This window comes from Pseudomonas lini, from assembly GCF_964063345.1.
GTDB lineage: Bacteria > Pseudomonadota > Gammaproteobacteria > Pseudomonadales > Pseudomonadaceae > Aquipseudomonas > Aquipseudomonas lini_B.
The window spans coordinates 4,110,662-4,134,099 of the sequence record NZ_OZ061318.1 but is presented as its reverse complement, the minus strand read 5'-3'; the positions used below and the strand labels follow the sequence as shown (position 1 = coordinate 4,134,099).

22 protein-coding genes and 1 other RNA gene are annotated in these 23,438 nt (G+C 58.6%); 16 read left to right on the top strand and 7 right to left on the bottom strand.

Annotation, left to right across the window (positions count from 1 at the left end; all coding sequences use genetic code 11):
• Positions 1–46: 46 nt before the first annotated feature.
• Positions 47–613 carry a nucleotide exchange factor GrpE gene (grpE, locus tag AB3226_RS18605; RefSeq protein ID WP_007900531.1) on the bottom strand — a complete coding sequence of 189 codons (567 nt, stop codon included), beginning with the start codon at positions 611–613 and terminating at the stop codon, positions 47–49.
• Between the two features lie 241 nt (positions 614–854).
• Between grpE and recN the strand changes: the two genes are divergently transcribed.
• Positions 855–2,528: a DNA repair protein RecN gene (recN, locus tag AB3226_RS18600; protein ID WP_367374124.1), complete on the top strand. Its 1,674-nt coding sequence runs from the start codon at positions 855–857 to the stop codon at positions 2,526–2,528.
• 75 nt (positions 2,529–2,603) lie between these two features.
• On the opposite strand, the gene fur is transcribed toward recN, so the two are convergent.
• Positions 2,604–3,008: a ferric iron uptake transcriptional regulator gene (gene fur, locus AB3226_RS18595; protein ID WP_003197684.1), complete on the bottom strand. Its 405-nt coding sequence runs from the start codon at positions 3,006–3,008 to the stop codon at positions 2,604–2,606.
• 97 nt (positions 3,009–3,105) lie between these two features.
• Between fur and AB3226_RS18590 the strand changes: the two genes are divergently transcribed.
• A complete protein-coding gene (locus AB3226_RS18590) occupies positions 3,106–3,633 on the top strand; it encodes an outer membrane protein assembly factor BamE (RefSeq protein ID WP_305483410.1) in 528 nt (175 codons plus the stop codon).
• A gap of 61 nt (positions 3,634–3,694) precedes the next feature.
• On the opposite strand, the gene AB3226_RS18585 is transcribed toward AB3226_RS18590, so the two are convergent.
• The 3 genes from AB3226_RS18585 to AB3226_RS18575 are packed head-to-tail and all read right to left on the bottom strand — an operon-like array spanning position 3,695 to position 5,847.
• Positions 3,695–4,009 carry an RnfH family protein gene (locus tag AB3226_RS18585; protein WP_367374123.1) on the bottom strand — a complete coding sequence of 105 codons (315 nt, stop codon included), beginning with the start codon at positions 4,007–4,009 and terminating at the stop codon, positions 3,695–3,697.
• Positions 4,002–4,436: a type II toxin-antitoxin system RatA family toxin gene (locus tag AB3226_RS18580; RefSeq protein ID WP_030128093.1), complete on the bottom strand. Its 435-nt coding sequence runs from the start codon at positions 4,434–4,436 to the stop codon at positions 4,002–4,004. The genes AB3226_RS18585 and AB3226_RS18580 overlap by 8 nt, the downstream gene beginning before the upstream one ends.
• Positions 4,437–4,443: 7 nt before the next feature.
• Positions 4,444–5,847 carry a sodium-dependent transporter gene (locus AB3226_RS18575; RefSeq protein WP_367374122.1) on the bottom strand — a complete coding sequence of 468 codons (1,404 nt, stop codon included), beginning with the start codon at positions 5,845–5,847 and terminating at the stop codon, positions 4,444–4,446.
• Positions 5,848–5,965: 118 nt separating this feature from the next.
• Here AB3226_RS18575 and smpB point away from each other — a divergent pair, with 118 nt between their 5' ends.
• Positions 5,966–6,448, top strand: coding sequence for an SsrA-binding protein SmpB (gene smpB, locus AB3226_RS18570; RefSeq protein ID WP_007900551.1), 483 nt, complete (start codon positions 5,966–5,968; stop codon positions 6,446–6,448).
• 144 nt (positions 6,449–6,592) lie between these two features.
• Here smpB and AB3226_RS18565 read toward each other — a convergent pair whose 3' ends face one another.
• On the bottom strand, positions 6,593–7,360 hold the full coding sequence (locus AB3226_RS18565) for a GntR family transcriptional regulator (protein WP_030128095.1): 768 nt from the start codon (positions 7,358–7,360) through the stop codon (positions 6,593–6,595).
• A gap of 262 nt (positions 7,361–7,622) precedes the next feature.
• Between AB3226_RS18565 and AB3226_RS18560 the strand changes: the two genes are divergently transcribed.
• The 13 genes from AB3226_RS18560 (at position 7,623) to AB3226_RS18500 (ending at position 22,212) form a co-directional block, all read left to right on the top strand.
• Positions 7,623–9,314, top strand: a complete 1,692-nt coding sequence (locus AB3226_RS18560; protein WP_367374121.1) for a lactate permease LctP family transporter — start codon at positions 7,623–7,625, stop codon at positions 9,312–9,314.
• A 151-nt stretch (positions 9,315–9,465) separates the two neighbouring features.
• A complete protein-coding gene (locus tag AB3226_RS18555; RefSeq protein ID WP_018929467.1) occupies positions 9,466–10,290 on the top strand; it encodes a (Fe-S)-binding protein in 825 nt (274 codons plus the stop codon).
• On the top strand, positions 10,287–11,741 hold the full coding sequence (locus AB3226_RS18550) for a LutB/LldF family L-lactate oxidation iron-sulfur protein (RefSeq protein ID WP_367374120.1): 1,455 nt from the start codon (positions 10,287–10,289) through the stop codon (positions 11,739–11,741). Before AB3226_RS18555 ends, AB3226_RS18550 begins: the two co-directional genes overlap by 4 nt.
• Entirely contained in the window at positions 11,741–12,412 is a 672-nt protein-coding gene (locus tag AB3226_RS18545) for a lactate utilization protein C (RefSeq protein WP_367374119.1), read from the top strand. The genes AB3226_RS18550 and AB3226_RS18545 overlap by 1 nt, the downstream gene beginning before the upstream one ends.
• Positions 12,409–15,219, top strand: coding sequence for an FAD-binding and (Fe-S)-binding domain-containing protein (locus tag AB3226_RS18540; RefSeq protein ID WP_367374118.1), 2,811 nt, complete (start codon positions 12,409–12,411; stop codon positions 15,217–15,219). Before AB3226_RS18545 ends, AB3226_RS18540 begins: the two co-directional genes overlap by 4 nt.
• A gap of 129 nt (positions 15,220–15,348) precedes the next feature.
• Positions 15,349–15,621 (top strand): hypothetical protein, encoded by a 273-nt coding sequence (locus AB3226_RS18535; protein ID WP_367374117.1) that lies wholly within the window; start codon positions 15,349–15,351, stop codon positions 15,619–15,621.
• A gap of 306 nt (positions 15,622–15,927) precedes the next feature.
• Complete coding sequence (locus tag AB3226_RS18530) at positions 15,928–16,203, top strand: hypothetical protein (protein WP_367374116.1); 276 nt, start codon at positions 15,928–15,930, stop codon at positions 16,201–16,203.
• A 116-nt stretch (positions 16,204–16,319) separates the two neighbouring features.
• Positions 16,320–16,713, top strand: a transfer-messenger RNA (tmRNA) gene (ssrA, locus tag AB3226_RS18525).
• A 187-nt stretch (positions 16,714–16,900) separates the two neighbouring features.
• Positions 16,901–18,157, top strand: a complete 1,257-nt coding sequence (locus AB3226_RS18520; RefSeq protein WP_367374115.1) for an integrase domain-containing protein — start codon at positions 16,901–16,903, stop codon at positions 18,155–18,157.
• Between the two features lie 1,030 nt (positions 18,158–19,187).
• Positions 19,188–20,588 carry a YfjI family protein gene (locus AB3226_RS18515; protein WP_367374114.1) on the top strand — a complete coding sequence of 467 codons (1,401 nt, stop codon included), beginning with the start codon at positions 19,188–19,190 and terminating at the stop codon, positions 20,586–20,588.
• Complete coding sequence (locus tag AB3226_RS18510; RefSeq protein WP_367374113.1) at positions 20,572–20,931, top strand: hypothetical protein; 360 nt, start codon at positions 20,572–20,574, stop codon at positions 20,929–20,931. Before AB3226_RS18515 ends, AB3226_RS18510 begins: the two co-directional genes overlap by 17 nt.
• The gene (locus AB3226_RS18505) at positions 20,909–21,889 is read left to right on the top strand and encodes an integrase domain-containing protein (RefSeq protein WP_367375816.1); all 981 of its coding nucleotides are present in this window, start codon (positions 20,909–20,911) and stop codon (positions 21,887–21,889) included. Before AB3226_RS18510 ends, AB3226_RS18505 begins: the two co-directional genes overlap by 23 nt.
• A complete protein-coding gene (locus AB3226_RS18500) occupies positions 21,886–22,212 on the top strand; it encodes a hypothetical protein (protein WP_367374112.1) in 327 nt (108 codons plus the stop codon). Before AB3226_RS18505 ends, AB3226_RS18500 begins: the two co-directional genes overlap by 4 nt.
• On the opposite strand, the gene qatC is transcribed toward AB3226_RS18500, so the two are convergent.
• The gene (qatC, locus tag AB3226_RS18495) at positions 22,185–23,423 is read right to left on the bottom strand and encodes a Qat anti-phage system QueC-like protein QatC (protein WP_367375815.1); all 1,239 of its coding nucleotides are present in this window, start codon (positions 23,421–23,423) and stop codon (positions 22,185–22,187) included. The genes AB3226_RS18500 and qatC overlap by 28 nt on opposite strands.
• Positions 23,424–23,438: the final 15 nt, after the last annotated feature.

The following is a 23,438-nucleotide window of genomic DNA, read 5'->3' as shown; positions in this document are numbered from 1 at the left end:
TAGCACTTAAACGCTTGACTTCTAAATGGGGGCCTTGCGGCTAATTTCAAGCCTGCTCGTCAATCGAAGGCGAAACGGGTGCAGGTGCCTTGCTGACCACAACCATGGCCGGGCGCAGCAGGCGACCGTGGAGCTGGTAGCCCTTCTGAAACACCTTGAGCACGCTGTTTGGCTCGACATCGGCGCTTTCCTGCATGGCCATTGCCTGGTGATGCGAGGCGTTGAAGGGTTCGCCTTCAGGATCGATCGCTTCCAGGTGATAGCGCTTCAGGGTGTCCTGGAACATTTTCAGGGTCAGCTCGATCCCTTCGCGCATCGGACGAATGTTTTCGTCGTCAGGGTTGGATAGCTCCAGGCCGCGCTCCAGGCTGTCGATGATCGGCAGCAGGTCGCCAGCGAACTTTTCCAGGGCGAATTTGTGAGCCTTTTCAACGTCCTGCTCGGCACGGCGGCGGACGTTCTGCAGATCGGCGGCTACACGCAAAGCCTGATCCTGCGCACCAGCCAATTGCTCTTCGAGCACTTGTACACGAGCCGCCAGGTCTTCACCCGAAGCCTCGGGGCCCTGGTTGGCGTCTAGATTTTGCGTATCCACTGTCTGTTCGTCAGCCATAGATTTCTCCTTCCAATATCGTCCGCGAGCTCAACTCGCGCTTCTGCCCCGGTATATGGGGCCGCAAAATTCAGCTTCAAGGGCTATTTGTTGATTAACCCTACAAAAAACAGCTGCATTGTCATTCCTCACCGCACTAAGGATTTCCTTCGATCAAGCAAATCGACCTAAGAGGGGGCATTGTCAGCCCGAAACAAAACACTGTATAAATAACCAGACCTAAAGCTTGGGAGCGGCCTTTATGCTGGTGCACCTGTCCGTACACAACTACGCCATCGTTGAACATCTCGATCTCGAACTCGATCGCGGGATGAGCGTGATCACAGGGGAAACCGGCGCCGGCAAGTCGATCATGCTCGACGCCCTGGGCCTGACCCTGGGCGATCGCGCCGACAACGGCGTGGTCCGCCCGGGTGCCGACAAGGCCGATATCCTGGCCACTTTCGACCTGATCGACATTCCGGAAGCCAGCGCCTGGCTGGCCGAGCGCGACCTCGAGAGCGACGGGCCGTGCATTCTGCGTCGAGTGATCACCGCTGAAGGGCGCTCGCGCGGCTACATCAACGGCACCCCCTGCCCTCTCGGCGACCTGAAGGCCTTGGGCGAGTTGCTGATTGATATCCACAGCCAGCACGAACACCAATCCCTGCTCAAAACCGATACTCACCGCCGCCTGCTCGACGAATACGCCGGCGCCACGGACCTGGCTCGCCAGGTGCAACTGGCCGCCCAACGCTGGCGCCAGACCCGCCAGGAACTGGAACGCCTCTCCAACTCCGGCGACGAACAGCGCGCTCGTCATCAGTTGCTCAGCTACCAACTCGAAGAACTGGAAAACCTCGGCCTCGGCGAGAACGAACTGGAGCAGCTGGAACAGGAACACAAAAACCTGACCAATGCCGAAACCCTGCTGGGCATTTGCCGGCAAGTGGTCGAACAATGCAGCGAAAGTGATTCCGGCAACGTATTGAATGCACTCACTGCCAGCCTTAACCGCCTATCGAGCGTAAACAATTCGATCGGCGCCCTGGGCGAAGCCAGCAGCCTGCTGACCAGCGCGCAGATTCAGGTTGAAGAAGCCGTGGGCGAGCTGAACCGCTTTCTCGACAATTTCGACGCCGACCCGGCCCGCCTTCAATACCTGGAAGAGCGCCTCGATGCCATCTACACCTTGGCGCGCAAACACCGCATCCAGCCGACTGAAGTCGCCGAGATGCAGCAGAGGCTACTCGATGAAATCGAAACCCTGAACGCCAACGACGAATCCATCGAGCGATTGAGCGATGAACTGGCCTCCTACGCCCGCCATTATCAGGAGAAGGCTCGGGAGCTGAGCGACTTGCGGCATCAAGCCTCAAGCAGCCTGGCCAGTGCCGTGGAACAGGAAATCCAGCGCCTGGGCATGCCCGGCGGCCGCTTCACCATCGAACTTCGCCCCAACAGCAGCGACGAACTGCTGCCTAACGGGCTCGAACAGGTAGAACTGCTGGTGAGCGCCAACCCGGGGCAACCGTTGAAAGCCCTGGCGAAAGTGGCATCGGGTGGCGAACTGTCGCGTATCAGCCTGGCGATTCAGGTGATCACTGCACAGACCTCGCGCGTACCGACCCTGGTGTTCGACGAAGTGGACGTGGGTATCGGCGGCCCGACCGCCGAGATTGTCGGCCAGTTACTGCGACGCCTCGGGGAGCGCGGGCAGGTTCTGACCGTGACTCACTTGCCGCAAGTGGCGGCGCAAGGGCATCAACATCTATTTGTACACAAGGTGCGCGGTGAAGACGCTACGCGTACGGCCGTTTCCAAACTGAGCAAGACCGATCGTGTCGAAGAAGTGGCACGGATGCTGGGTGGCATCGACCTCACCAAGGAATCACTGGCTCACGCGAAAAAGATGGTCGTTACCGCGAAAATTTAAGAACGGCAGAAAGCACGAAGGCGACCCTGGGGTCGCCTTCGTTCGTTTCGCGAACCTGAAGTTCGCGCGACATGCTTACTTTTTCTTGCGCACGTACAGTACAAGATTGTGATCAACCATCTCGAAGCCATACTTGTCGACGATTGCTTTCTGCAGCCGCTCGATTTCTTCGTCGAAGAATTCGATCACTTCACTGGTCTCGACGTTGACCATATGGTCGTGATGCTTGCCGTCGTCCAGCTCGAAGACCGCATGGCCTCCGTCGAAGTTATGCCGCACCACAAGGCCAGCTGCCTCGAACTGGGTCAGAACACGGTAAACCGTGGCCAGACCGACGTCCTCACCAGCCTCCATCAGCGCCTTGTAGACATCCTCGGCACTCATGTGGCGTTGCTCGGCGGAATCGAGCATTTGCAGAATTTTGACCCGTGGAAGGGTCACTTTGAGGCCGGCTTTGCGTAGTTCGCTATTTTCAACCATGGTCAGCTTTCTCGCGATGCTGCTTCGCAGCTTCTCTTAATGCGGGTATGATCGGCGTTTACGTTGTCCCAGCCAAGATAGTGGAAGTCGCCCACCGATGCAAAACACCAAGCTCTTGCTAACCAGTTTCACCTTTGTGGGACTGCTCGCACTCGCCGGTTGTTCATTCCCCGGGGTTTACAAAATCGACATCCAGCAGGGCAATGTCGTCACGCAGGACATGATAGACCAGTTACGCCCGGGAATGACCCGCCGGCAAGTACGGTTTATCATGGGTAACCCTCTGCTGACTGACACGTTCCATGCCGATCGCTGGGATTATCTCTACAGCCTGCAGCCGGGTGGCGGTGAACGCCAACAGGAACGCATTAGCGTTATCTTCAACCCAAATGACCAACTTGTCAGCCTCTCTGGCGATTTCATGCCGGGCGTGAGCCGCGACGAAGCCATTCTCGGCAAGGACAGTGGCACTACCGTGACCACACCTGCAGAAAACGCCGAGAAGCCGAAGCCAGAAAAACCGGTCAAGCCAGGTTCGTTGCTGGACCAGATCCAGAAGGACGTGGACAACGTAGAAACCGTTCCAGTCCCGACGCCAGAACCGCTGGAAACTTCGCCGCAATAATTTGCGACGCAATAAAAAACCCGGCATGTCCGGGTTTTTTATCGCCTGGCGTTTAACCGGATCACTGATTCCGGGCTTTGGTCTCGGCCGCTTTGGCGGCGCGTAACCGGCGAACTTCTTTTGGATCGGCAAGCAACGGCCGGTAAATCTCGAGGCGATCCCCAGGCTGGACCGGACGACTGGCCGGCTCAGCAATCACTTTGCCAAAGATCCCAACCGGACAACTGGCCAGATCCAGCTCAGGAAATTCGCTGTTCAGGCCGGATTTGAGCAACGCTTCTCGTACCGTTGCGCCCACCGGCACCGTCACGGCCAGCAATACCTGACGATCAACAGCGGCATACACCACTTCGACCTTGATCATTGCCTCAACCATGCATCTGTTTCGCACGCTGGCAAAACGCGTCCATCAGTGTGTTCGCCGCCTGATTGAACAAAGGCCCCAACGTGGCACGCACCAGCGGTCCCGAGTAGTCGAACGACAAGTCCAGACTGATCTTGCAGGCCTTCTCGCCCAACGGCTTGAACACCCAGACGCCGTGCAACTGGCTGAATGGACCTTCCTCGAGGTTCATCTCGATCGAACGCCCTGGCACCAGGGTGTTACGCGTCACGAAATGCTGACTCAGGCCACCCTTGGCCACGCCGACGCTGGCACGCATAAGCTCAGGAGTGCTTTCCAGGACTTCCGCCGACGAACACCACGGCAGGAATTCCGGATAGCGGGCCACGTCGTTGACCAAGTCATAAAGCGCTTGTGCCGGATACGGCAGCAGGGCCGAACGTTGAATGTGTGTCGTCATGTCAGCGTTACTTCCACAGCTGGGCGGCAAACACTACGAGAATGCCGATGGGCGCCACATAGCGCATCAAGAACAGGGACAGGGCGAACAGCACCGGACGATGGATCGACAACTCGTCGCGCACCGCTTCACGCCCCATCACCCAGCCCGCAAACATCACGAAACACAAACCACCGAGTGGCAACATGATCCGCGAGGTGAAGAAATCGATCACACCGAAGAAGTCCAGACCACCGGCTGCCCCCCATTGATAGAGGTGGAACATCCCGCCTTCGTTCACGAAAAACTTGGCTTCCTTCCAGATATTGAAGGAGAACACGGTGCCCAGACCGACGAACCAGCAGGTGAACGCCAGCCAGAAGGTGACCCAGGCGCGGCTGATCTTCGTGCGCTCAACCAGGTAAGCCACCATCGGTTCGAGCAGGGAAATCGCCGAACTCCATGCAGCAATCGCTACCAGCACGAAGAACACTACGCCCATCAACTGGCCGAACGCCACGTTGCCAAATGCAAATGGCAGGCTGACGAACATCAGGCCAGGGCCTTCGCTCGGGTTCAGGCCCGCGGCAAACACAATCGGAAACAATGCCAGACCGGCCACCAGGGAAACGAAGGTATCGAGCAGCGCCACGCCGACCACAGTCCCTGAGATCGACGAATTCTTCGGCATGTAAGCGCCGTAGATCATGATCGAACCGACGCCTACGCTCAGGGAAAAGAAAGCGTGCCCCATCGCCGGCAGCAAACCGTCGAGCACTTTTTCCGGATGAAAGTCGAACATGAAATGCACGCCTTCCATGAAATGGCCCGTGGTCATGCTGTAACCCAGCAGCACCAGGATCATTACGAACAGCAGCGGCATCATGATTCGCAAGCTGCGCTCAAGCCCGGCAACAACGCCTTTAGCGATCACCACCGCAGAGAGGAGCATGAAAATCGTATGCCAAAGTGTCAGGCGCCATGGGTCGGCGATCACATTGCCGAAATAAGCCCCGACCTGGTCAGGCGTTACACCCTGGAAGTCGCCACGCCCCATGTCGATGATGTAATCCAGCGACCAACCGCCGACCACGCTATAGAAGGAGAGGATCAGCAGCGCCGTGATCATCCCGGCAAATGCGCCCCAGGACCACTTCGCCGAATGCCCCGCTTCCAGTGCCAGGACCTTCAAGGCATTGGCCGGGCTCTGCCGCGCGCGGCGGCCGATCAGGGTTTCGGCCAGCATGACGGGCATACCGATCAGCGCGATACAGGCCAGGAACATCAGCACGAAGGCTCCGCCACCGTAGACGCCGACCATGTAAGGGAATTTCCAGATACTACCCAACCCCACGGCCGAACCGGTCGCGGCGAGTATGAAGACCCAGCGGCTAGCCCAACTGCCGTGGACAGAAACCTTGTCTGTCGACATCGTTATCACGCCCAAGCGATCAAAAAAGAGGCCGCATTGTCCGGGATTCAATCAACCTGCTCAAGCACGTAGCGTCACCGTAGCCGACTTGCTTGCAACTCCCTATAATGCCGCCCCTATGGCTAAACAGAAGAAACACCCAACAGGGACCATCGCGCAGAACAAAAAGGCGCGACACGATTACTTCATCGAGCATAAGTTCGAGGCTGGTCTGGTCCTGGCCGGCTGGGAAGTAAAAAGTTTGCGGGCTAGCAAGCTACAACTGGTTGACAGTTACGTATTGCTCAAGGATGGCGAAGCTTGGCTGCTCGGCAGCCACATTACGCCGCTGATGACTGCCAGTACGCACGTCATCGCTGATCCGACCCGCACCCGAAAATTGCTGCTCAACCGGCGCGAGCTGGAAAAGCTGGCCGCTGCCGTGCAGCAAAAAGGTTACGCCTGCGTATGCCTTTCCTGGTACTGGAGCAAGCACATGGTCAAGTGCGAGATCGCTCTGGGCAAGGGTAAGAAGGAATACGACAAGCGCGATACCGAACGCGAACGCGACGCCGGTCGTGAATTGCAGCGCGCGGTGCGAAACAAGGGTAAGGAAGATTAATTTTCCACCCTGATCGCGGCTTTTGTGGCGAGGGAGCTTGCTCCCGCTCGGCTGCGAAGCAGTCGTAAACGATCTGCTTAACGGTGCTGGCCTGGGGGCCGCTTCGCGCCCCAACGGGAGCAAGCCCTCGCCACAGTGAACTGATTACATCCCCTTGCGCCGCTCCGCCCGAGCCACGCGCTGCACTTCCTGACGCACCTCTTCCAGCACTTCCTGCACATACAAAATGTGCCGACTGGAAACTTCCCGCGCCTGCTCCGCCCGACCTTCGATAATCGCCAGATACAATTCTCTGTGCTGCGCAATCAGCATGTCGCGGGTTTCAGCACGCTGCTTGTACATGCCGCCGATGTTGGTCACCACGTTGCGCTTGAGCAGGTCGAACAGGCCACGAATGGTGTGCAGCAACACCGCGTTATGACTGGCCTCGGCGATCGCCAAATGGAATTTCGCATCTGCCGCGCCCTCTTCCGCCCGACCCACTTCGTCATGGCGCGAATAGCAGTCTTGCAACTCGTCGAATGCCGCCGTCAGCCGCTCGCGATCCACGTCCGTGGCGCGCAATGCCGCGTAGTAAGCACAGGATGCTTCCAGCGTATGACGAAACTCCAGCAAATCACGCTGAGCCTCGGGGTTGCTTTCCAGCAGATGCAGCAGCGGATCGCTGAACGTCGAGCCCAGGGATTCCACCACATAGTTACCACCGCCCTGACGGCTGACCAGCAGACCTTTGGCCGCCAGTTTCTGAATCGCTTCGCGCAACGAAGGGCGTGACACGCCGAACTGCTCGGCCAACGCACGCTCCGCCGGCAGCCGCTCGCCGGCCTTCAATGTGCCCTCGAGAATCATCCCTTCGAGCTGCTCGACAATATCGTCAGACAAACGGCGCTGCCGAATCTGATCAAACCCCATCACTCAATTCTCCACGATCCCGGCGGCTCGCCGGGCTCTCTATTCTGGCCTATTGACGCCGCACCAGCACCTACCAGTCGACGCTTGATCGAACGAATCAGATGCGTTCTGCACCGCTTATTCGACAAAAGTTTTAGGGCGGCAAATTGACACACCGTATACAAGGCTTTTACCCTAGCCAACAGCGATTGTAAATTGGTATTACCAATTATCCAAGAACGCTGACCAGTGCCTGACCAACAACAATTAGGGGCCACCCCATATGCAAACCTGGCAACAGCTCTACAGCCCGCTCGGCAGTCTCGGCGTGTCCGCACTCGCGGCCGTCATCCCCATCGTATTTTTCTTCCTGGCTTTGGCCGTGTTCCGCCTCAAAGGCCACGTGGCCGGCAGCATTACCCTCGCGCTGTCGATTGCCGTGGCAATCTTCGCGTTCCAGATGCCGGTCGATATGGCCTTTGCGGCAGCCGGCTATGGCTTCGCCTACGGCTTGTGGCCGATTGCGTGGATCATCGTGGCAGCGGTGTTCCTGTACAAACTGACGGTCAAGAGTGGCCAGTTCGAAGTGATCCGCAGCTCGGTGTTGTCGATCACTGACGACCAACGTCTGCAAGTGCTGCTGATCGGCTTTTGCTTCGGCGCCTTCCTGGAAGGTGCCGCCGGTTTCGGCGCACCGGTAGCGATTACCGCCGCGCTGCTGGTAGGGCTGGGCTTCAACCCGCTGTATGCCGCAGGCCTGTGTTTGATCGCCAACACTGCGCCGGTGGCCTTTGGCGCACTGGGGATTCCGATCATCGTCGCCGGGCAAGTCACCGGCATAGACGCGTTCAAGATCGGCGCCATGGCGGGTCGGCAACTGCCATTGTTGTCGGTGTTCGTGCCGTTCTGGCTGGTGTTCATGATGGATGGCCTGCGCGGCGTTCGGGAAACCTGGCCTGCCGCACTGGTGGCCGGTTTGAGCTTTGCCGTCACCCAATACTTCACTTCGAACTTCATTGGCCCGGAGCTGCCGGACATCACCTCGGCGCTGGTCAGCCTGATTTCTCTAACCCTGTTCCTGAAAGTCTGGCAGCCAAAACGCGCTGCAGGCGCACACATCGTCGGTGCCGTCTCGGCTTCCGTGGTGTCCAGCGCCGGTGGTTTCGGCCAGAAACGCACCACCGTGGCTTCGCCTTACAGCCTGGGGGAAATTTTCAAAGCCTGGTCGCCCTTTCTAATCCTCACCGTGCTGGTCACGATCTGGACGCTGAAACCGTTCAAGGCGATGTTCGCTGCAGGTGGCTCGATGTATAGCTGGGTGTTCAACTTCGCTATCCCGCACCTGGATCAAATGGTGATCAAGATCGCACCGATCGTGACCGCACCGACGGCGATGCCGGCGGTATTCAAACTCGATCCGGTTTCCGCGACCGGCACGGCGATTTTCTTCTCCGCGCTGATCTCGATGCTGGTGCTGAAGATCAATCTGAAAACTGGTCTGACCACTTTAAAAGAAACCTTTTACGAACTGCGCTGGCCGATTCTGTCCATCGGTATGGTGTTGGCCTTCGCCTTCGTCACCAACTACTCGGGCATGTCGTCGACCATGGCTTTGGTCTTGGCAGGCACGGGGGCGGCATTCCCGTTCTTCTCGCCGTTCCTCGGCTGGCTCGGCGTGTTCCTGACCGGTTCCGATACTTCCTCCAACGCACTGTTCAGTTCGCTGCAAGCAACCACCGCGCACCAGATCGGCGTCAACGACACCTTGCTGGTGGCGGCAAATACCAGCGGCGGCGTGACCGGCAAGATGATTTCGCCGCAATCGATCGCCGTGGCCTGCGCCGCGACCGGGCTGGTGGGCAAGGAATCGGATCTGTTCCGCTTCACCCTCAAGCACAGCCTATTCTTTGCAACGATCGTCGGCCTGATCACGTTGGCTCAGGCTTACTGGTTCACCGGCATGCTGGTGCACTAAGAACTACACGCGACACGGAAAAAACCGACGCCGGGTTACGCCCCCGGCGTCAGCTATTCACAACCGGGTCTGCAAGGCTGCTGAAAGCTTCCCTCTCTATATTCAGCAGCCTCAGCGGACGGATAACCGGGACCACCCGGAGACACGCCTGATGAGCGAGCTTTTTTACAACGCCGTGCCGAACGCGACCCGCGTCGCCCCGCCACTGCCCGAGCCTCGGCAATACCCCAGCGAAAAACCGTCACGGGTCTACCTGTTCGGGACTTGCGTGGTGGATCTGTTTTACCCGGAAGCCGGGATGGACGCGATTCATCTGCTGGAACGCGAAGGCATTCGTGTCGAATACCCGCAAGGGCAAAGCTGCTGCGGGCAACCGGCCTACACCTCGGGTTACACCGAACAAGCCCGGACCGTGGCGCGCTCGCAACTGGCGCTGTTTGCCGGTGATTATCCGGTGGTGGTGCCGTCGGGGTCTTGCGCGGGCATGTTGCGCGAACACTACGCCGACTTGTTCAAGGACGAGCCGCAAACGCTGAAACAGGTCCAGGCCCTCGCGGCACGGACTTATGAGTTGGCCGAATTTCTGCTGTTTGTCTGCAAGGTGCAACTCAAGGACAGTGGCGAACCGGTAAAAGTGGCATTGCACACGTCGTGCTCGGCACGCCGTGAAATGAACACCCACCTGCACGGCCGTGAGTTGTTGGCGCAGCTAAGCAATGTGGAGCGAGTCGACCATAGTCACGAAAGTGAATGCTGTGGCTTTGGTGGGACTTTCAGCGTCCGTATGCCAGATATTTCCGGCGCGATGGTGGCTGACAAGACCCGAGCGTTGAAGGAATCCGGCGCGCACAAGGTACTCAGTGCCGACTGCGGCTGCCTGATGAACATCAATGGCTCACTGGAGAAACAGCAGGAAGCATTGCGCGGTCAGCATCTGGCCAGTTTCCTGTGGCAGCGTACCGGGGGTGCCCGATGAGCACTTCCACGATTATTCCTACGGTGGCCGTAGAAGAAGATTTTCGCGCCAGGGCTCACAAGGCTTTGGCTGACACGCAACTGCGAAACAACTTTCGCAGCGCGATGGATTCACTGATGAGCAAACGGGCAGCGTCCTTCAGCGATGCCTTTGAGCGAGAACATTTGCGAGCACTGGGCAATGCTGTCCGCGCCCGTGCTTTATCCAAGTTGCCCGACCTGCTCGAGCAGCTTGAACAGAACCTGACCCGCAACGGTGTGACAGTGCACTGGGCGGAAACGGTGGACGAGGCCAATGGCATCGTCTTATCGATCATCCGCGCTCACGAGGCGCGGCAAGTGATCAAGGGCAAATCGATGGTCAGCGAAGAGATGGAGATGAACCATGTCCTCGCGGCTCAAGGCATTGAATGCCTGGAGTCGGACATGGGCGAATTCATCGTCCAGCTCGACCACGAGAAGCCTTCACACATCATTATGCCGGCGATCCACAAGAATGCCGGTCAGGTCGCGTCCTTGTTCCACGACAAACTTGGCGTGGAGTACACCAAGGACGTTGACCAACTCATTCAGATTGGTCGCAAAGTCTTGCGACAGAAATTCTTCGAAGCAGACATCGGCGTCTCCGGCGTCAACTTCGCCGTGGCCGAAACCGGCACCTTGCTGCTGGTGGAAAACGAAGGCAACGGGCGCATGTCGACCACCGTGCCGCCCGTACACATTGCCGTCACCGGCATCGAGAAAGTCGTCGAGAACCTGCGGGACGTTGTACCGCTGTTGTCGCTGCTGACCCGTTCCGCCCTCGGCCAACCGATCACCACCTACGTCAACATGATCTCCGGGCCGCGCAAGGAACATGAACTCGACGGCCCGCAGGAAGTGCACCTGGTATTGCTCGATAACGGTCGCAGCCAGGCGTTTGCCGACAGCGAATTGCGCCAGACCCTGAACTGTATCCGCTGTGGCGCCTGCATGAATCATTGCCCGGTCTACACCCGAATCGGCGGCCATGCCTATGGCGAGGTCTACCCTGGGCCTATCGGAAAAATCATCACTCCGCACATGGTCGGCCTGGCGAAAGTCCCCGACCACCCGAGCGCATCTTCGTTATGCGGCGCTTGCGGTGAAGTCTGCCCGGTAAAAATTCCGATCCCCGCATTGCTGCGTCGCCTACGGGAAGAGAACGTCAAAGCCCCGGACAGCCCGCATCAAGTGATGCGCGGTCAGGGCAGCAAGTTCTCACGCAAAGAACGGTTTATCTGGAATGCCTGGGCGAAGCTCAACAGTTCGCCAACGCTCTATCGTTTGTTCGGCTTTTTCGCCACTCGCCTGCGAGCGCTGACACCGAGCAACGTCGGCCCGTGGACCCAGAACCACAGCGCACCGAAACCCGCCGCCCGCTCACTGCATGACATGGCCCGCGAGCATTTGGCCAAACAGGGAGACCGCTGATGAGCGCCAAGCAAAATATCCTCGCCAAATTGCGCAACAGTCTGACAGGCACCACGCCGGTGCCTGACAACTTCGATGTCGAATTGGTGACCGAGCCTTACACCTACACGCCAGAGCAACGCATCCCACAACTGCGCAAACTGATGGAAGCAGTGCACACAGAAATTCATCTGACGCCCGGAGAAGGCTGGCCAGAATTGCTGGCGCAACTGCTGCAGGATCGCCAATTGCCGAGCCTTTTGATTGCGCCGACGACACCTCATGGTCAACGCATCACTCAGCATTGGGCGAAAAATCCTGGCCTGCCCGCGCTCAAAGCCTACGACCGTCCGGTCGAGGAATGGAAAGCCGAGTTGTTCAACGACACCCCGGCCAGCCTCACCACCACCCTCGGCGCAATCGCCGCGACAGGTAGTCTGATTCTCTGGCCGACGCGGGAAGAACCGCGCCTGATGAGCCTCGTGCCGCCAGTGCATTTCGCCCTGCTCAAAGCCAGCGAAATTCGCGACAACTTCTATCAGGTACAACAGGAATTCGAATGGGCCCAAGGCATGCCGACCAACGCCTTGCTGGTGTCCGGCCCGTCGAAGACTGCCGACATCGAGCAAGTACTGGCCTACGGCGCCCATGGCCCCAAAGATCTGGTCGTTCTGATTCTGGAGGACCAATGAGTCTACCGGCAGCTTTCCTGCGAGATGCGCAGCAACTGATTCCTCAGGCACGACGTTTCGACGATCCGCTATCGACCTTGGCCTTCGGCACCGACGCCAGTTTCTACCGGCTGATTCCGAAACTGGTGATCCGCGTCGAGTCCGAAGACGAAGTGGTGGCGCTGCTCAAACTGGCGCAACGGGATAAAGTCCCGGTGACATTCCGCGCCGCCGGTACCAGCCTGTCTGGCCAGGCCATCAGCGATTCGGTGCTGATCGTGCTGGGCGACAACTGGAACGGTCGTGAGATTCGCGGACAAGGAACACAGATCCGCCTGCAACCGGGCGTGATCGGTGCCCAGGCCAACGCCTGGCTGACACCGTTCGGACGCAAGATCGGTCCGGATCCGGCGTCGATCAACGCCTGCAAAATCGGCGGCATCGTCGCCAACAATGCCAGCGGCATGTGCTGCGGCACGGCGCAGAACACCTATCACACGCTGGCCGGGATTCGTCTGGTACTGGCCGATGGCAGCCGTCTCGATACCGAAGACGCCGCCAGTGTGGCGGCCTTCCGAGAGAGCCACGCCGATCTGTTGGAGCGTCTGGCGACGTTGGGCCGCGAGACCCGCGCCAATGCCGAACTGGCTGCGAAAATTCGCCACAAGTATCGTCTGAAAAATACCACCGGGCTGTCACTCAATGCCCTGGTGGATTTCGACGAGCCTGTGGATATCTTGAGCCACTTGCTGGTGGGCTCCGAAGGCACGCTCGGGTTCATCAGCGCGGTGACCTACGACACGGTGATCGACCACCCGAACAAGGCGTCGGCGCTGATCGTGTTCCCGGATGTAGAAACCTGCTGCAACGCCGTGACCGTCCTAAAAAGCCAACCCGTATCGGCGGTGGAATTGCTGGACCGTCGCAGCCTGCGCTCGGTGCAGGACAAGCCCGGCATGCCGGCTTTCGTACAACAACTGTCGACCAATGCCTGCGCCCTGCTGATCGAATCCCGCGCTGCTTCTTCCACTTTGCTGCAGGAACAACTGGCGCAAATCATGGCGTCGCTGACGGGTTTCCCGGTAGAGAAACAAGTCGACTTCACCGAAGACCCGGTGGAAAACGCCCGGCTCTGGGCGATCCGCAAGGACACCTTCCCTGCCGTCGGTGCGGTGCGCAAAACCGGCACCACGGTGATCATTGAAGACGTAACTTTCCCGGTGGAACAACTGGCCAGCGGCGTGAACCGCTTGATCGAGCTGTTCGACAAACATCACTACGACGAAGCGATCCTTTTCGGACACGCCCTGGAAGGCAATCTGCACTTCGTCTTCACCCAAGGCTTCAACAGCGCGGAAGAAGTCGCACGCTACCAGGCGTTCATGGACGACGTCGCGCAATTGGTGGCCGTTGAATTCGGCGGATCTCTGAAGGCTGAACACGGCACCGGTCGCAACATGGCGCCCTTCGTCGAACTGGAATGGGGCAGCGATGCTTACCAGTTGATGTGGCAGCTCAAACGCCTGCTCGACCCTAACGGCATTCTCAACCCGGACGTGGTACTCAGCGAAGATCCGCAGATCCACCTCAAGCACCTGAAACCGTTGCCCGCCGCCGATGAGATTGTGGATAAGTGCATCGAATGCGGTTTTTGCGAACCGGTGTGCCCATCGAAAGGCCTGACCTTGAGCCCACGCCAACGCATCGTGATCTGGCGTGACATTCAAGCGAAGAAACGCGCTGGGACAGACACCGCCGAACTGGAAAAAGCCTACGAGTACCAGGGCATCGAAACGTGCGCCGCCACCGGCCTGTGTGCACAACGTTGCCCTGTAGGAATCAATACCGGTGAGCTGGTGAAAAAACTCCGCGGCCGGCAAGCAACGCATACGAAAACCGCCAACTGGATTGAAGGACATTTCGCCACCGCGTTGCAAGGCGCGCGCTTCACCCTGCACGTCGCCAACGGTGCACGGATGTTGTTGGGCGCGCCGCGCCTGGCAAAGCTGTCGGCATCGCTGACGCGGTTGTCCAAGGGGCAGGTTCCGCAATGGACCAACGCCATGCCACAGCCGGAAAGGGCTATTCGCTTCAGCCCGACCGTGTCGGACGAGCGGCCTCGGGTGGTGTACCTGGCGGCCTGCGTGTCGCGGGTGATGGGCCCGGCGGCGGGCGATAAAGAGCAAATGTCGCTGTACGAAAAAACCCGTGGCCTGTTGGAAAAGGCCGGTTACCAGGTAGTTTTTCCGGACAATCAGGACAACCTCTGCTGCGGTCAGCCATTCGCCTCCAAAGGCTACGCCGAACAGGCCGAACACAAACGCCAGGAACTGATTGGCGCACTGTTGCACGCCAGTCGTGGCGGCCTCGATCCAATCTACTGTGACACTAGCCCCTGCACCTTGCGGCTGGTTCAGGACTTGGGCGATGTGCGACTCGACCTGTACGACCCGGTGCGTTTCATCCGCACTCACTTGATGGATCGTCTCGATTTCACCCCCCAGGAAGCGCCGATCGCGGTGCATGTGACGTGCAGCACTCAGCATCTCGGCGAGAGCCAGGCGTTGATCGATCTGGCGCGCAAATGCAGTAAAAACGTGGTCATCCCGGAAGGCATTCACTGCTGCGGTTTTGCCGGTGACAAGGGCTTCACCACCCCAGAATTGAATGCTCACTCGTTACGCACGCTCAAGGACGCGGTACAGCAATGCAGCGAAGGGATTTCTACCAGCCGTACTTGTGAGATTGGTCTGACGCAACACGGTGGAATTGATTATCACGGGCTGGTCTATCTGGTGGATCGGGTGACCAAGGCCAGGGTGATCTGAAGAAAAATAGAACCCTGATGTACTGCCGCAGTCCACCGATCAAGTCCCGCAAACGCGGGACCTTTCCCAAAATTGGCAGCCCGTCCTGATGGCCAGCGATGCCTGGACCCTCAGTTCAAGGAGATACACATGAAACGCTCTGTACTGTTAGGTCTGTTCGTTACTGCCTCAATGCTGGCGTCTCCCTCATTTGCCGCCGAAGACCTCTGTGCGGTCAACTTGAAAACCATCGAAAATGCCAAGGCACAGACTCCTCCAGAGATGACTGATCAGGTAATGGAAAGCGTCACGAAAGCCAAAGCCGATCAGGCAAAAGGCACCAAGGAAGGGACTAATGATTGCATAGCCGAGACCGAACAAACTATCCAGCAACTCAAGAACGCGAACAAAGGCGGGAAGTAATCCAGCACAAGGCCAACCTTCGGGTTGGCCTTCTGAGCCATGTAAACCCTAAGCTTGCGGAGCATCAGGCAGACTCACGACTGCTTCGCGGCCGAACGCAGCCTCGCGAGCTCGGCAGCTGCAACAGATCGCATTTCGTCTTAACTGACTGGCATCAGGCGTTTCTTGTCCCTTTTTCGCACCCGCCTCCCGGAAAAATCTTTCACCCTAACGCCCGCAAAAACAGAACCCTTGCCCGCCATCACAGTCCATTTGTTAAGCCCCAATCAGCGTGGCCCATCCCCACCCCCGTTCCAGGAGATACCCATGAAGCGTTCCGCCCTGGCTGGACTGCTCATCGCTGCAACAATGCTGGCCTCCTCCGCATACGCCTCAAACGATAGCGATCAATGCGTAATGAAGCTCCAGGAAGTCAACAGCAAGCTGTCCAGCGCAGCCACGCTGGACGCTGCCACCAAAGGCGTCGTCATCACCAAAACCGAACAAGCCAAGGCCGCCCACGCCGCCAACAATGACAAAGAGTGTGTCTCCCTGACGCAGCAGGCGCTTCAGGACATTCAAAGCCACATGAATAGCCATTAGGGCCGGGCCAGAGCCAATCCGACGCTGGTCCCGATGCACAGGTAAGGACAGAAGGTCGACTCGCCGCGCGCATTGGCGTACACTGCGCTTGCCTGCTGGTTACACACAGCAGGTTCGGGGCCGTTTAGGATTCGACGCCGGTTGCGAAACTTTAGGTGCATGCCGAGTTGGTAACAGAACTCGTAAATCCACTGTTGCAACTTTCTATAGTTGCCAATGACGAAACCTACGGGGAATACGCTCTCGCTGCGTAAGCAGCCTTAGCCCTTCCCTCCTGGTACCTTCGGGTCCAGCAATCATCAGGGGATGTCTGTAAACCCAAAGTGATTGTCATATAGAACAGAATCGCCGTGCAGTACGTTGTGGACGAAGCGGCTAAAACTTACACAACTCGCCCAAAGCACCCTGCCCGTCGGGTCGCTGAGGGTTAACTTAATAGACACGGCTACGCATGTAGTACCGACAGCGGAGTACTGGCGGACGGGGGTTCAAATCCCCCCGGCTCCACCACTTCATCATCTAAAGACGTCCACGGACGTCTTTTTTTGTGCCTGAAATTCAGTGAAATCAAGGGTTTAAGCGCTACTGGGCGCTGGAGAGGTTTTTTGAGTTCCAGCTGTTTGGGTATTCCAAATGGTATTCCAAGCCATCCGGTGCTATTTTTTGGAATACCAAAACGGTGTCAGAGGTAGCTCTCATGCCCGCTCTAGCCCTTCGCCTTTCCGACCGCCAGCTCAAGGCAGTCAAGGCAAAAGACAAGGATTACGTCCTCAGCGATGGTGACGGCCTTCAGCTCCGAGTCAGGAGCAATGGCTCGATGCTGTGGAACTTCAACTACCGCGAGCCGGTAACCAAAAATCGTATCAATATGGGGCTGGGCACATACCCAGAGCTCTCGCTAGCGAACGCCAGGAAGAAAGTGGTGGAAGCACGCGAGCTGCTTGCACAAGGCATTGATCCCAAGGTGCAACGCAATGCACAGGACGAAGCCAAACGAGCGGAGACGGAACATACATTCGAGAACGTGGCCACCGCCTGGTTCGAGCTGAAGAAGGACTCCGTCACGCCGGCGTACGCCGAAGACATTTGGCGATCGCTCACGCTGCACGTATTCCCAGACCTGAAAACAACGCCGCTCTCGAAAATTACCGCACCGATGGTCATAGAACTGCTTCGCCCGATTGAGGCCAAAGGCAGTCTCGAGACAGTGAAGCGACTGAGCCAACGGCTCAACGAGATCATGACCTACGGGGTGAACTCCGGGTTGATTTTCGCTAACCCCCTCAGTGGCATTCGGGCGGTATTCAAGAAGCCCAAAAAACAGAACATGGCCGCGCTACGACCCGATGAGCTTTCCGAGCTCATGATCGAAATTGCGAACGCCAGCATCAAGCGGATCACCCGCTGCCTGATCGAATGGCAACTGCACACCATGACCCGTCCTGCCGAAGCGGCCACCACCCGCTGGGCAGACATCGACTTCGACAAACGCATCTGGACCATCCCGCCGGAGCGTATGAAAAAGCGTCGTCCGCACACCATCCCGCTGACCGAACAGGCACTCGCGTTACTGGAGGCGCTCAAACCCCACAGCGGCCACAGGGAATACGTGTTCCCGGCAGATAGAAACCCGCGCACCCACGCCAATAGCCAGACCGCCAACATGGCGTTGAAACGCATGGGCTTCCAGGACCGCTTGGTCAGCCACGGCATGCGCTCCATGGCCAGCACCATCCTGAACGAGCATGGGTGGGATCCGGAGCTAATCGAAGTCGCGCTGGCGCATGTCGACAAGGACGAAGTCCGAAGCGCTTACAACCGAGCTGACTACATCGAACGCCGCCGTCCGATGATGGCTTGGTGGAGTGAGCACATCCAGAAAGCGGCCACTGGCAACCTGTCGGTAGCGGCCATCAATGACACCAGGAATCACAACGTCGTGCCGATACGGTGAGCGCTCACCGGACGCCGCCGGTAACCGAAAATGACTCCCCAGATGGAGTGATGGTTGATTTGGCGACAGCGGCGACACCGGCGACAACCCGCGTAATATCTGGTCTGCAGCATGGCGACAGAAGTGGCGACTGTCGCCACTGCAAGCCTCTCTCTTGAGGCTTTCTCGACCAAGCCCACGCGAGCGGGAAGGCTCCGCATTCCCACTCGCATGGGCTCACATTAAAAACCGACGAACGACCACCCGGCCATGGGAAACCACCGGTCTCCAAGGTCTTCCAGCATTACCGATTGGCGCAAGAGTCGCCCCCAAAATACTGTTGACCGCGAGCAGAACGAGCGCTAAATCAGAGCCGTACAAGCGCTGTCCTCGACAGGCCCCCAGGTAGCCAGAACCTTTGAGGCTACGCCACACCGTGGTGGTTCACCCCCAAGTGCGATTAGCGTCCGGCGGCTCGCACGGTCACAGCGATGTGATGGACGCCCACTCTTCCAGAATGCCCACTGCGGCAACTCAGGCCTTCTCCTGGCTGCCCTGCAGCAACTTATCCGCTTGGCCATTTCTTGCGCCAACCTGTTGCCCGTCTCTTTGCCCCCTAAAGAGACGGGCGCATCTCATACTGCTGCAGCCCTGCTCGCATGGGGCTTTGCGGCTTTCCCCCTCGTGACAATCGGCGTGACAAACACCGAATGCTCACTCACCACAGCGATGCCGATAATGGTGCCGCAGCCGATGGACAGGCTGCACCTGACTGACAGTCAGGCATGCCCCGGTCATCGCATAGCTGTCTTCACCCGACTCAGGATCTCGCGGCATTGGTCTCGTCAGCCAGTGCAGCCTCCACCCGCCCACTTCTTCGGAGGTGTTCAGGAGGCCGGATCATGAGATGCCCAAGCTCCCGGTCGTAAGGAGCCGCCAGTCCCGCGTTAGTGGAAAACCCTCACAGGTCGCAGGGACCTTGATCCCTGATAACACTCAACAACCGTGGCGGGATGAGTGAGGACGAATCGATAATCTCAGGAGAATTGCGATGCAACTGTGCGAAGCGTTCGAGCCACCACAACCGTTGCTGGAATATCAGCAGGCGCCACTGTCCTACCCGGTCGAAGCACTGGGGGAATTGTTGGGCCCTGCGGTCGAACGACTGGCCGAGGTGATCGGCGTGCCCTGCGCCATGGCCGCGCAATCGGTGCTGGCCAGCGCTGCTCTGGTGAGCCAGGGTCATGCCAATGTCCAACTCGACGGCCGAACCTATCCGCTGTCCCTCTACCTACTGACAGTGGCGTCCTCGGGTGATCGCAAAAGCGCGGTGGACCATCTGGCACTGAAGGCCGCGCGTGACTGGGAACGACAGCAGTGGACCCTGTATGCGGAAAAGCTCAAAGCCTATCGCGCCGCTACCAGCATCATGGCCAAACCCAAAACCGCAAAGAAACACGCGAAGTCGGAAAGCAGCGAACTATCTGAGCCGGTACCCCCGAGGCTGATCATTGCCGAACCGACCATTGAGGCCCTAGTCAAAAGTCTGTGCCAGGGCTTGCCCAGCATGGGCTTGTTCAATGATGAGGGCGGCCAGTTCTTGGGCAGCAGCACCATGAGCAAAGAGAATCGGCTCAAGGCGATCACTACCTTGTCGACACTGTGGGATGGCAGCCCGATCGACCGGGCGCGCTCTATGCCTGGAGAAAGCCTGCGGGCCTATGACCGCCGTCTCAGCCTGCATCTGATGCTTCAGCCCTACCTGGCCAATCAACTGTTCAAAGACCCGGTGATCAATGGCCAAGGCATCCTCGGCCGTTGCCTGATCAGTTGGCCCGAGCGCCTGGCCGGCCAGCGACTCTACAAGGCGATCGACCTAACCCGAGATGCCAAACTCCAGCGCTACCAACAGCGGATCACCGCCCTGCTGCAACAGCCCTGGTCGCTTCACCAGGATGGATCACTGAATCCCGCCACCCTGGAGCTGACTGCCCATGCCCGCCGGGCCTGGATTGATATTCACGACACCATCGAGTGTCAGTCTGGTGAGTTTGGCGAGCTGGCCGGCGTCCAGCCTGTCGCGGGCAAGGCCGCGGCAAATGTGCTGCGTATCGCGGGTGTGCTGGCCATGGTTGAAGAGGCCAGTCAGCTGGACGAAGCACACATCCAGCGCGCCTCCACGTTGATGGATTACTACCTGGCCGAGATCCAGCGCCTGACCGAACAGGAACCGGTCAATAGCCGATGCGAAGAGGCGGATCGGCTGCTGCGCTGGCTGGTGCAGAAAGGCTGGACCCACTTCACCATTCGCGACGTCAATCGCAACGGCCCTCGTTTTGCCCGCAAAAGCGCTGACCATACCGCCTCTTTATTGGTCGTGCTGATCACTCATCGCTGGCTGAGCAGCCGCGATGGAACGACCTTCGAGGTACGCCATGTTCCGCCTCAATGACGCGGTGCGCCGCTACCAAGCGCAACATCGACCACAGCCAGAATCGCGGAGTGTCGCCGCCTCTGTCGCCACCCTGTCGCCACGCGCCAGGCCAGAAACGACGCGGGTTGTCGCCACTGTCGCCGCTGTCGCCACACCACCATTTGAGCCTGCCAACCTCGCCCTGCTGATCGAGCAACTGCGCGAAGAAGGGGCACTGCTGCAACACCAGGAGAACGCCCTCCTGATCCGCCCGACACACTGGCAGCAGGTGGACAGGATCAGCCCCCACTGGAAAGCCCTGCTTCGCTTTCTGCAAACAAACGAAAACGGTGATGACGATGGCACTGGTCGGTCGGCGTGAGGGTCGCAACTTTGGCTATGGCCGCCAGCTGAGCTACGCCGGCCCACAAGCGCTAAAGGATCTGTTTGCCGGCGGCCACTTCGCCACGGTGAAAGCGCATAGCGATCGCTGGCAAGCGTTCGTGCGTTGGTGTCGATCAGAGGACGGCCCCGGTTACAACGATGCGCGCCAGATCGATCGACGGACGCTGCAAGACTACGCCGCTTACCTGCGTCAGCAGATCCAGCAAGGTGAACTCTGCATCGCCACCGCGCAGAACCGCCTGAGCAGCGTCAACCGCACCCTCGCTGCGCTGCGCGGTGATCAGGACGTGAGGATCGCCAGTCCGAGTCAGGCGTTAGGACAGCAGCGCTCGACCGTACGCACCCGCGCGCCGTATGGCCAAGACCACCAACAGGTGCGGCGAGTACTCGAGGCGCTTGGCGAACAGCAACACGAGCGGGTGGCCGCGATTGTCCTGTTGGCCCGAACAACCGGCATGCGCCTGCGCGAAGCGATCCTCGCCGACCTGCCACGCTTGCACCGCGAAGCCGAACACTTAGGCCGCATCAACATCCAGGACGGCACCAAGGGCGGCCGCTCAGGCGCATCAGCGCCGCGATGGGTCGCGGTAAATGAAGAGGTGAAAGCGGCGCTGCAGTTTGCTCGCAAGGCATCGCCGCCCCGCAGCCGCAACTTACTGGCCCGCGACGAAAGCTACGCCGCGTTTCTGCAACAGACCGTGCTCCCCGCCCGAGAAACGCTGCATGAACAAGGGCTGAAGGGTTTCCATGAACTGCGAGCAGCCTACGCCTGCGAGCGCTACGAACAGCTCACGGGGCACGCCGCACCAGTCAATGGCGGCCACTGCTATCGCATTGACCGCGACCTTGATCAACAGGCGCGCCAACAAATCAGCCTAGAGCTCGGGCATAACCGGATCGATGTGGTTTCGGCCTACATTGGAGGTCGAGAGTGACCAAACCATTCGATATAGCGCTGTTCCTGAGCGGCGTACTGACCGGCTCGCAGGTCACGCAGCAACGACACCTACGGCAAGCCCGAATCATGCAAGCGGCCATTCAACAGCGATGGCAGCGAGACAATCCCTGGACCTGGCAGCTCAAGCATGTGCGCTGGTTTCTCACTCAGCACCTGAGAGACCACTCGGACGCCTCCCGGTATTATTATCAGCTCACCGCCCAATTGGTCTGGAAGCGATTAGGGAACGACCGAGAATTGCTGATCTGGCACCTCGAGATTACAGCCCCCCTTCAGAGCAGACCGAGAGACCATAGATAGTTTCTGACCTCTCCCATGCCTCTAGTGGCCACGCCTATTAAACAATCACGAGACTGGCGTTGGAGTGGAAGCGGGCCGGATTGACGCACCCATTTCGCGACATCTTCTGCAGGCAATCTGCGGGCCGCCAGGATCATGGCCATCAAATCATCTCTGGCATTCGCATCCCGAATTACTGAAGTCAGATCCGCTCCTCTGGCATGGTACGCGGTGCCGTCCGTCATTCCGGCAGCGTGGAACGAGGCGCGTCGGATGACGCACGGGACGCACTTACCACACTGCCGGTGTGTCCGCTTCCACTTACCACACGATACCGTTTCCGATGCCAGGACCCTCAAGTTCGCTTGATCTAAGCACCCAGAAAGCATCTCTCCCTTCGTCTGAAGCGCGTACGGATTCTCGACTCGTACAGGCAGGCCGACCGTATCCAGGATTTTTTGGAATAGGCCCAAAAAATGTGGGTGCGTCGTCCTAGTACTCAACGCGCCAATGCGGCGAGCAGTCATTGGAGGGTTCAGCGCAATGAGCCCGTTCTCGGGAACGAAAAGTTCTACTGGTGTGCCAGTGACTCGTAGCTGCGCCAGTGTGGCCCCAACCAGTGCACCATAGGCGAGGAAATTGAAGCTTCGAGTGCGCATCTGCACATCGGTTTTTCTCCCAGTCAAGGACACCGGATTTGCCACCGCAGCGAATCTTGAGACCTCCACCGGTAGATGATCCCGAACCATGATTTGCTTTTCCGAGTCACCTCGATATGCATGACTTATCAACAATGGGCGCCTGCCCTCTGCTAATAAATTCAACGCTCCAATGCCGCTATCCATCCCCCCCGAGAACAAACTGACGCAATCGTGGCCGGCCATAACGGTGATGCGACCACGGTTCTGAGACGTGAGCTGTCTGGGTCCATCAGGCAATAGGATGATCTCCCAAAGATCGCCGCTTAAGAAATGCAGAGCCTTCTGTAAAAGCGGTATCGCGGGCTGCCAAAGTTGCGGATCAGCGATGGGGATGAATAAGCGAAGGTCCCGGGCCCAACCATCATCAGCTTCTGCTTTATCAACAAAAGTATCTGCGGCTGTTACGGCCATGGCTATGGTCAACAAATCGAACCCGGTTCTACTGACCGGAGCCCCCAAACGCCTCACTGCGGCGCGAACCGGCCCCCCTATAGAGCAAGTGCCCCGCGCCGGTGGGCGACTGCCGTACATCAGTACGGGAATTTC

Bases quoted from the DNA above. Each gene is read 5' to 3' on its own strand.
- grpE (WP_007900531.1), bottom strand. From the start codon at position 613: ATGGCTGACGAACAGACAGTGGATACGCAAAATCTAGACGCCAACCAG.
- recN (WP_367374124.1), top strand. From the start codon at position 855: ATGCTGGTGCACCTGTCCGTACACAACTACGCCATCGTTGAACATCTC.
- fur (WP_003197684.1), bottom strand. From the start codon at position 3,008: ATGGTTGAAAATAGCGAACTACGCAAAGCCGGCCTCAAAGTGACCCTT.
- AB3226_RS18590 (WP_305483410.1), top strand. From the start codon at position 3,106: ATGCAAAACACCAAGCTCTTGCTAACCAGTTTCACCTTTGTGGGACTG.
- AB3226_RS18585 (WP_367374123.1), bottom strand. From the start codon at position 4,009: ATGGTTGAGGCAATGATCAAGGTCGAAGTGGTGTATGCCGCTGTTGAT.
- AB3226_RS18580 (WP_030128093.1), bottom strand. From the start codon at position 4,436: ATGACGACACACATTCAACGTTCGGCCCTGCTGCCGTATCCGGCACAA.
- AB3226_RS18575 (WP_367374122.1), bottom strand. From the start codon at position 5,847: ATGTCGACAGACAAGGTTTCTGTCCACGGCAGTTGGGCTAGCCGCTGG.
- smpB (WP_007900551.1), top strand. From the start codon at position 5,966: ATGGCTAAACAGAAGAAACACCCAACAGGGACCATCGCGCAGAACAAA.
- AB3226_RS18565 (WP_030128095.1), bottom strand. From the start codon at position 7,360: ATGGGGTTTGATCAGATTCGGCAGCGCCGTTTGTCTGACGATATTGTC.
- AB3226_RS18560 (WP_367374121.1), top strand. From the start codon at position 7,623: ATGCAAACCTGGCAACAGCTCTACAGCCCGCTCGGCAGTCTCGGCGTG.
- AB3226_RS18555 (WP_018929467.1), top strand. From the start codon at position 9,466: ATGAGCGAGCTTTTTTACAACGCCGTGCCGAACGCGACCCGCGTCGCC.
- AB3226_RS18550 (WP_367374120.1), top strand. From the start codon at position 10,287: ATGAGCACTTCCACGATTATTCCTACGGTGGCCGTAGAAGAAGATTTT.
- AB3226_RS18545 (WP_367374119.1), top strand. From the start codon at position 11,741: ATGAGCGCCAAGCAAAATATCCTCGCCAAATTGCGCAACAGTCTGACA.
- AB3226_RS18540 (WP_367374118.1), top strand. From the start codon at position 12,409: ATGAGTCTACCGGCAGCTTTCCTGCGAGATGCGCAGCAACTGATTCCT.
- AB3226_RS18535 (WP_367374117.1), top strand. From the start codon at position 15,349: ATGAAACGCTCTGTACTGTTAGGTCTGTTCGTTACTGCCTCAATGCTG.
- AB3226_RS18530 (WP_367374116.1), top strand. From the start codon at position 15,928: ATGAAGCGTTCCGCCCTGGCTGGACTGCTCATCGCTGCAACAATGCTG.
- AB3226_RS18520 (WP_367374115.1), top strand. From the start codon at position 16,901: ATGCCCGCTCTAGCCCTTCGCCTTTCCGACCGCCAGCTCAAGGCAGTC.
- AB3226_RS18515 (WP_367374114.1), top strand. From the start codon at position 19,188: ATGCAACTGTGCGAAGCGTTCGAGCCACCACAACCGTTGCTGGAATAT.
- AB3226_RS18510 (WP_367374113.1), top strand. From the start codon at position 20,572: ATGTTCCGCCTCAATGACGCGGTGCGCCGCTACCAAGCGCAACATCGA.
- AB3226_RS18505 (WP_367375816.1), top strand. From the start codon at position 20,909: ATGGCACTGGTCGGTCGGCGTGAGGGTCGCAACTTTGGCTATGGCCGC.
- qatC (WP_367375815.1), bottom strand. From the start codon at position 23,423: ATGTACGGCAGTCGCCCACCGGCGCGGGGCACTTGCTCTATAGGGGGG.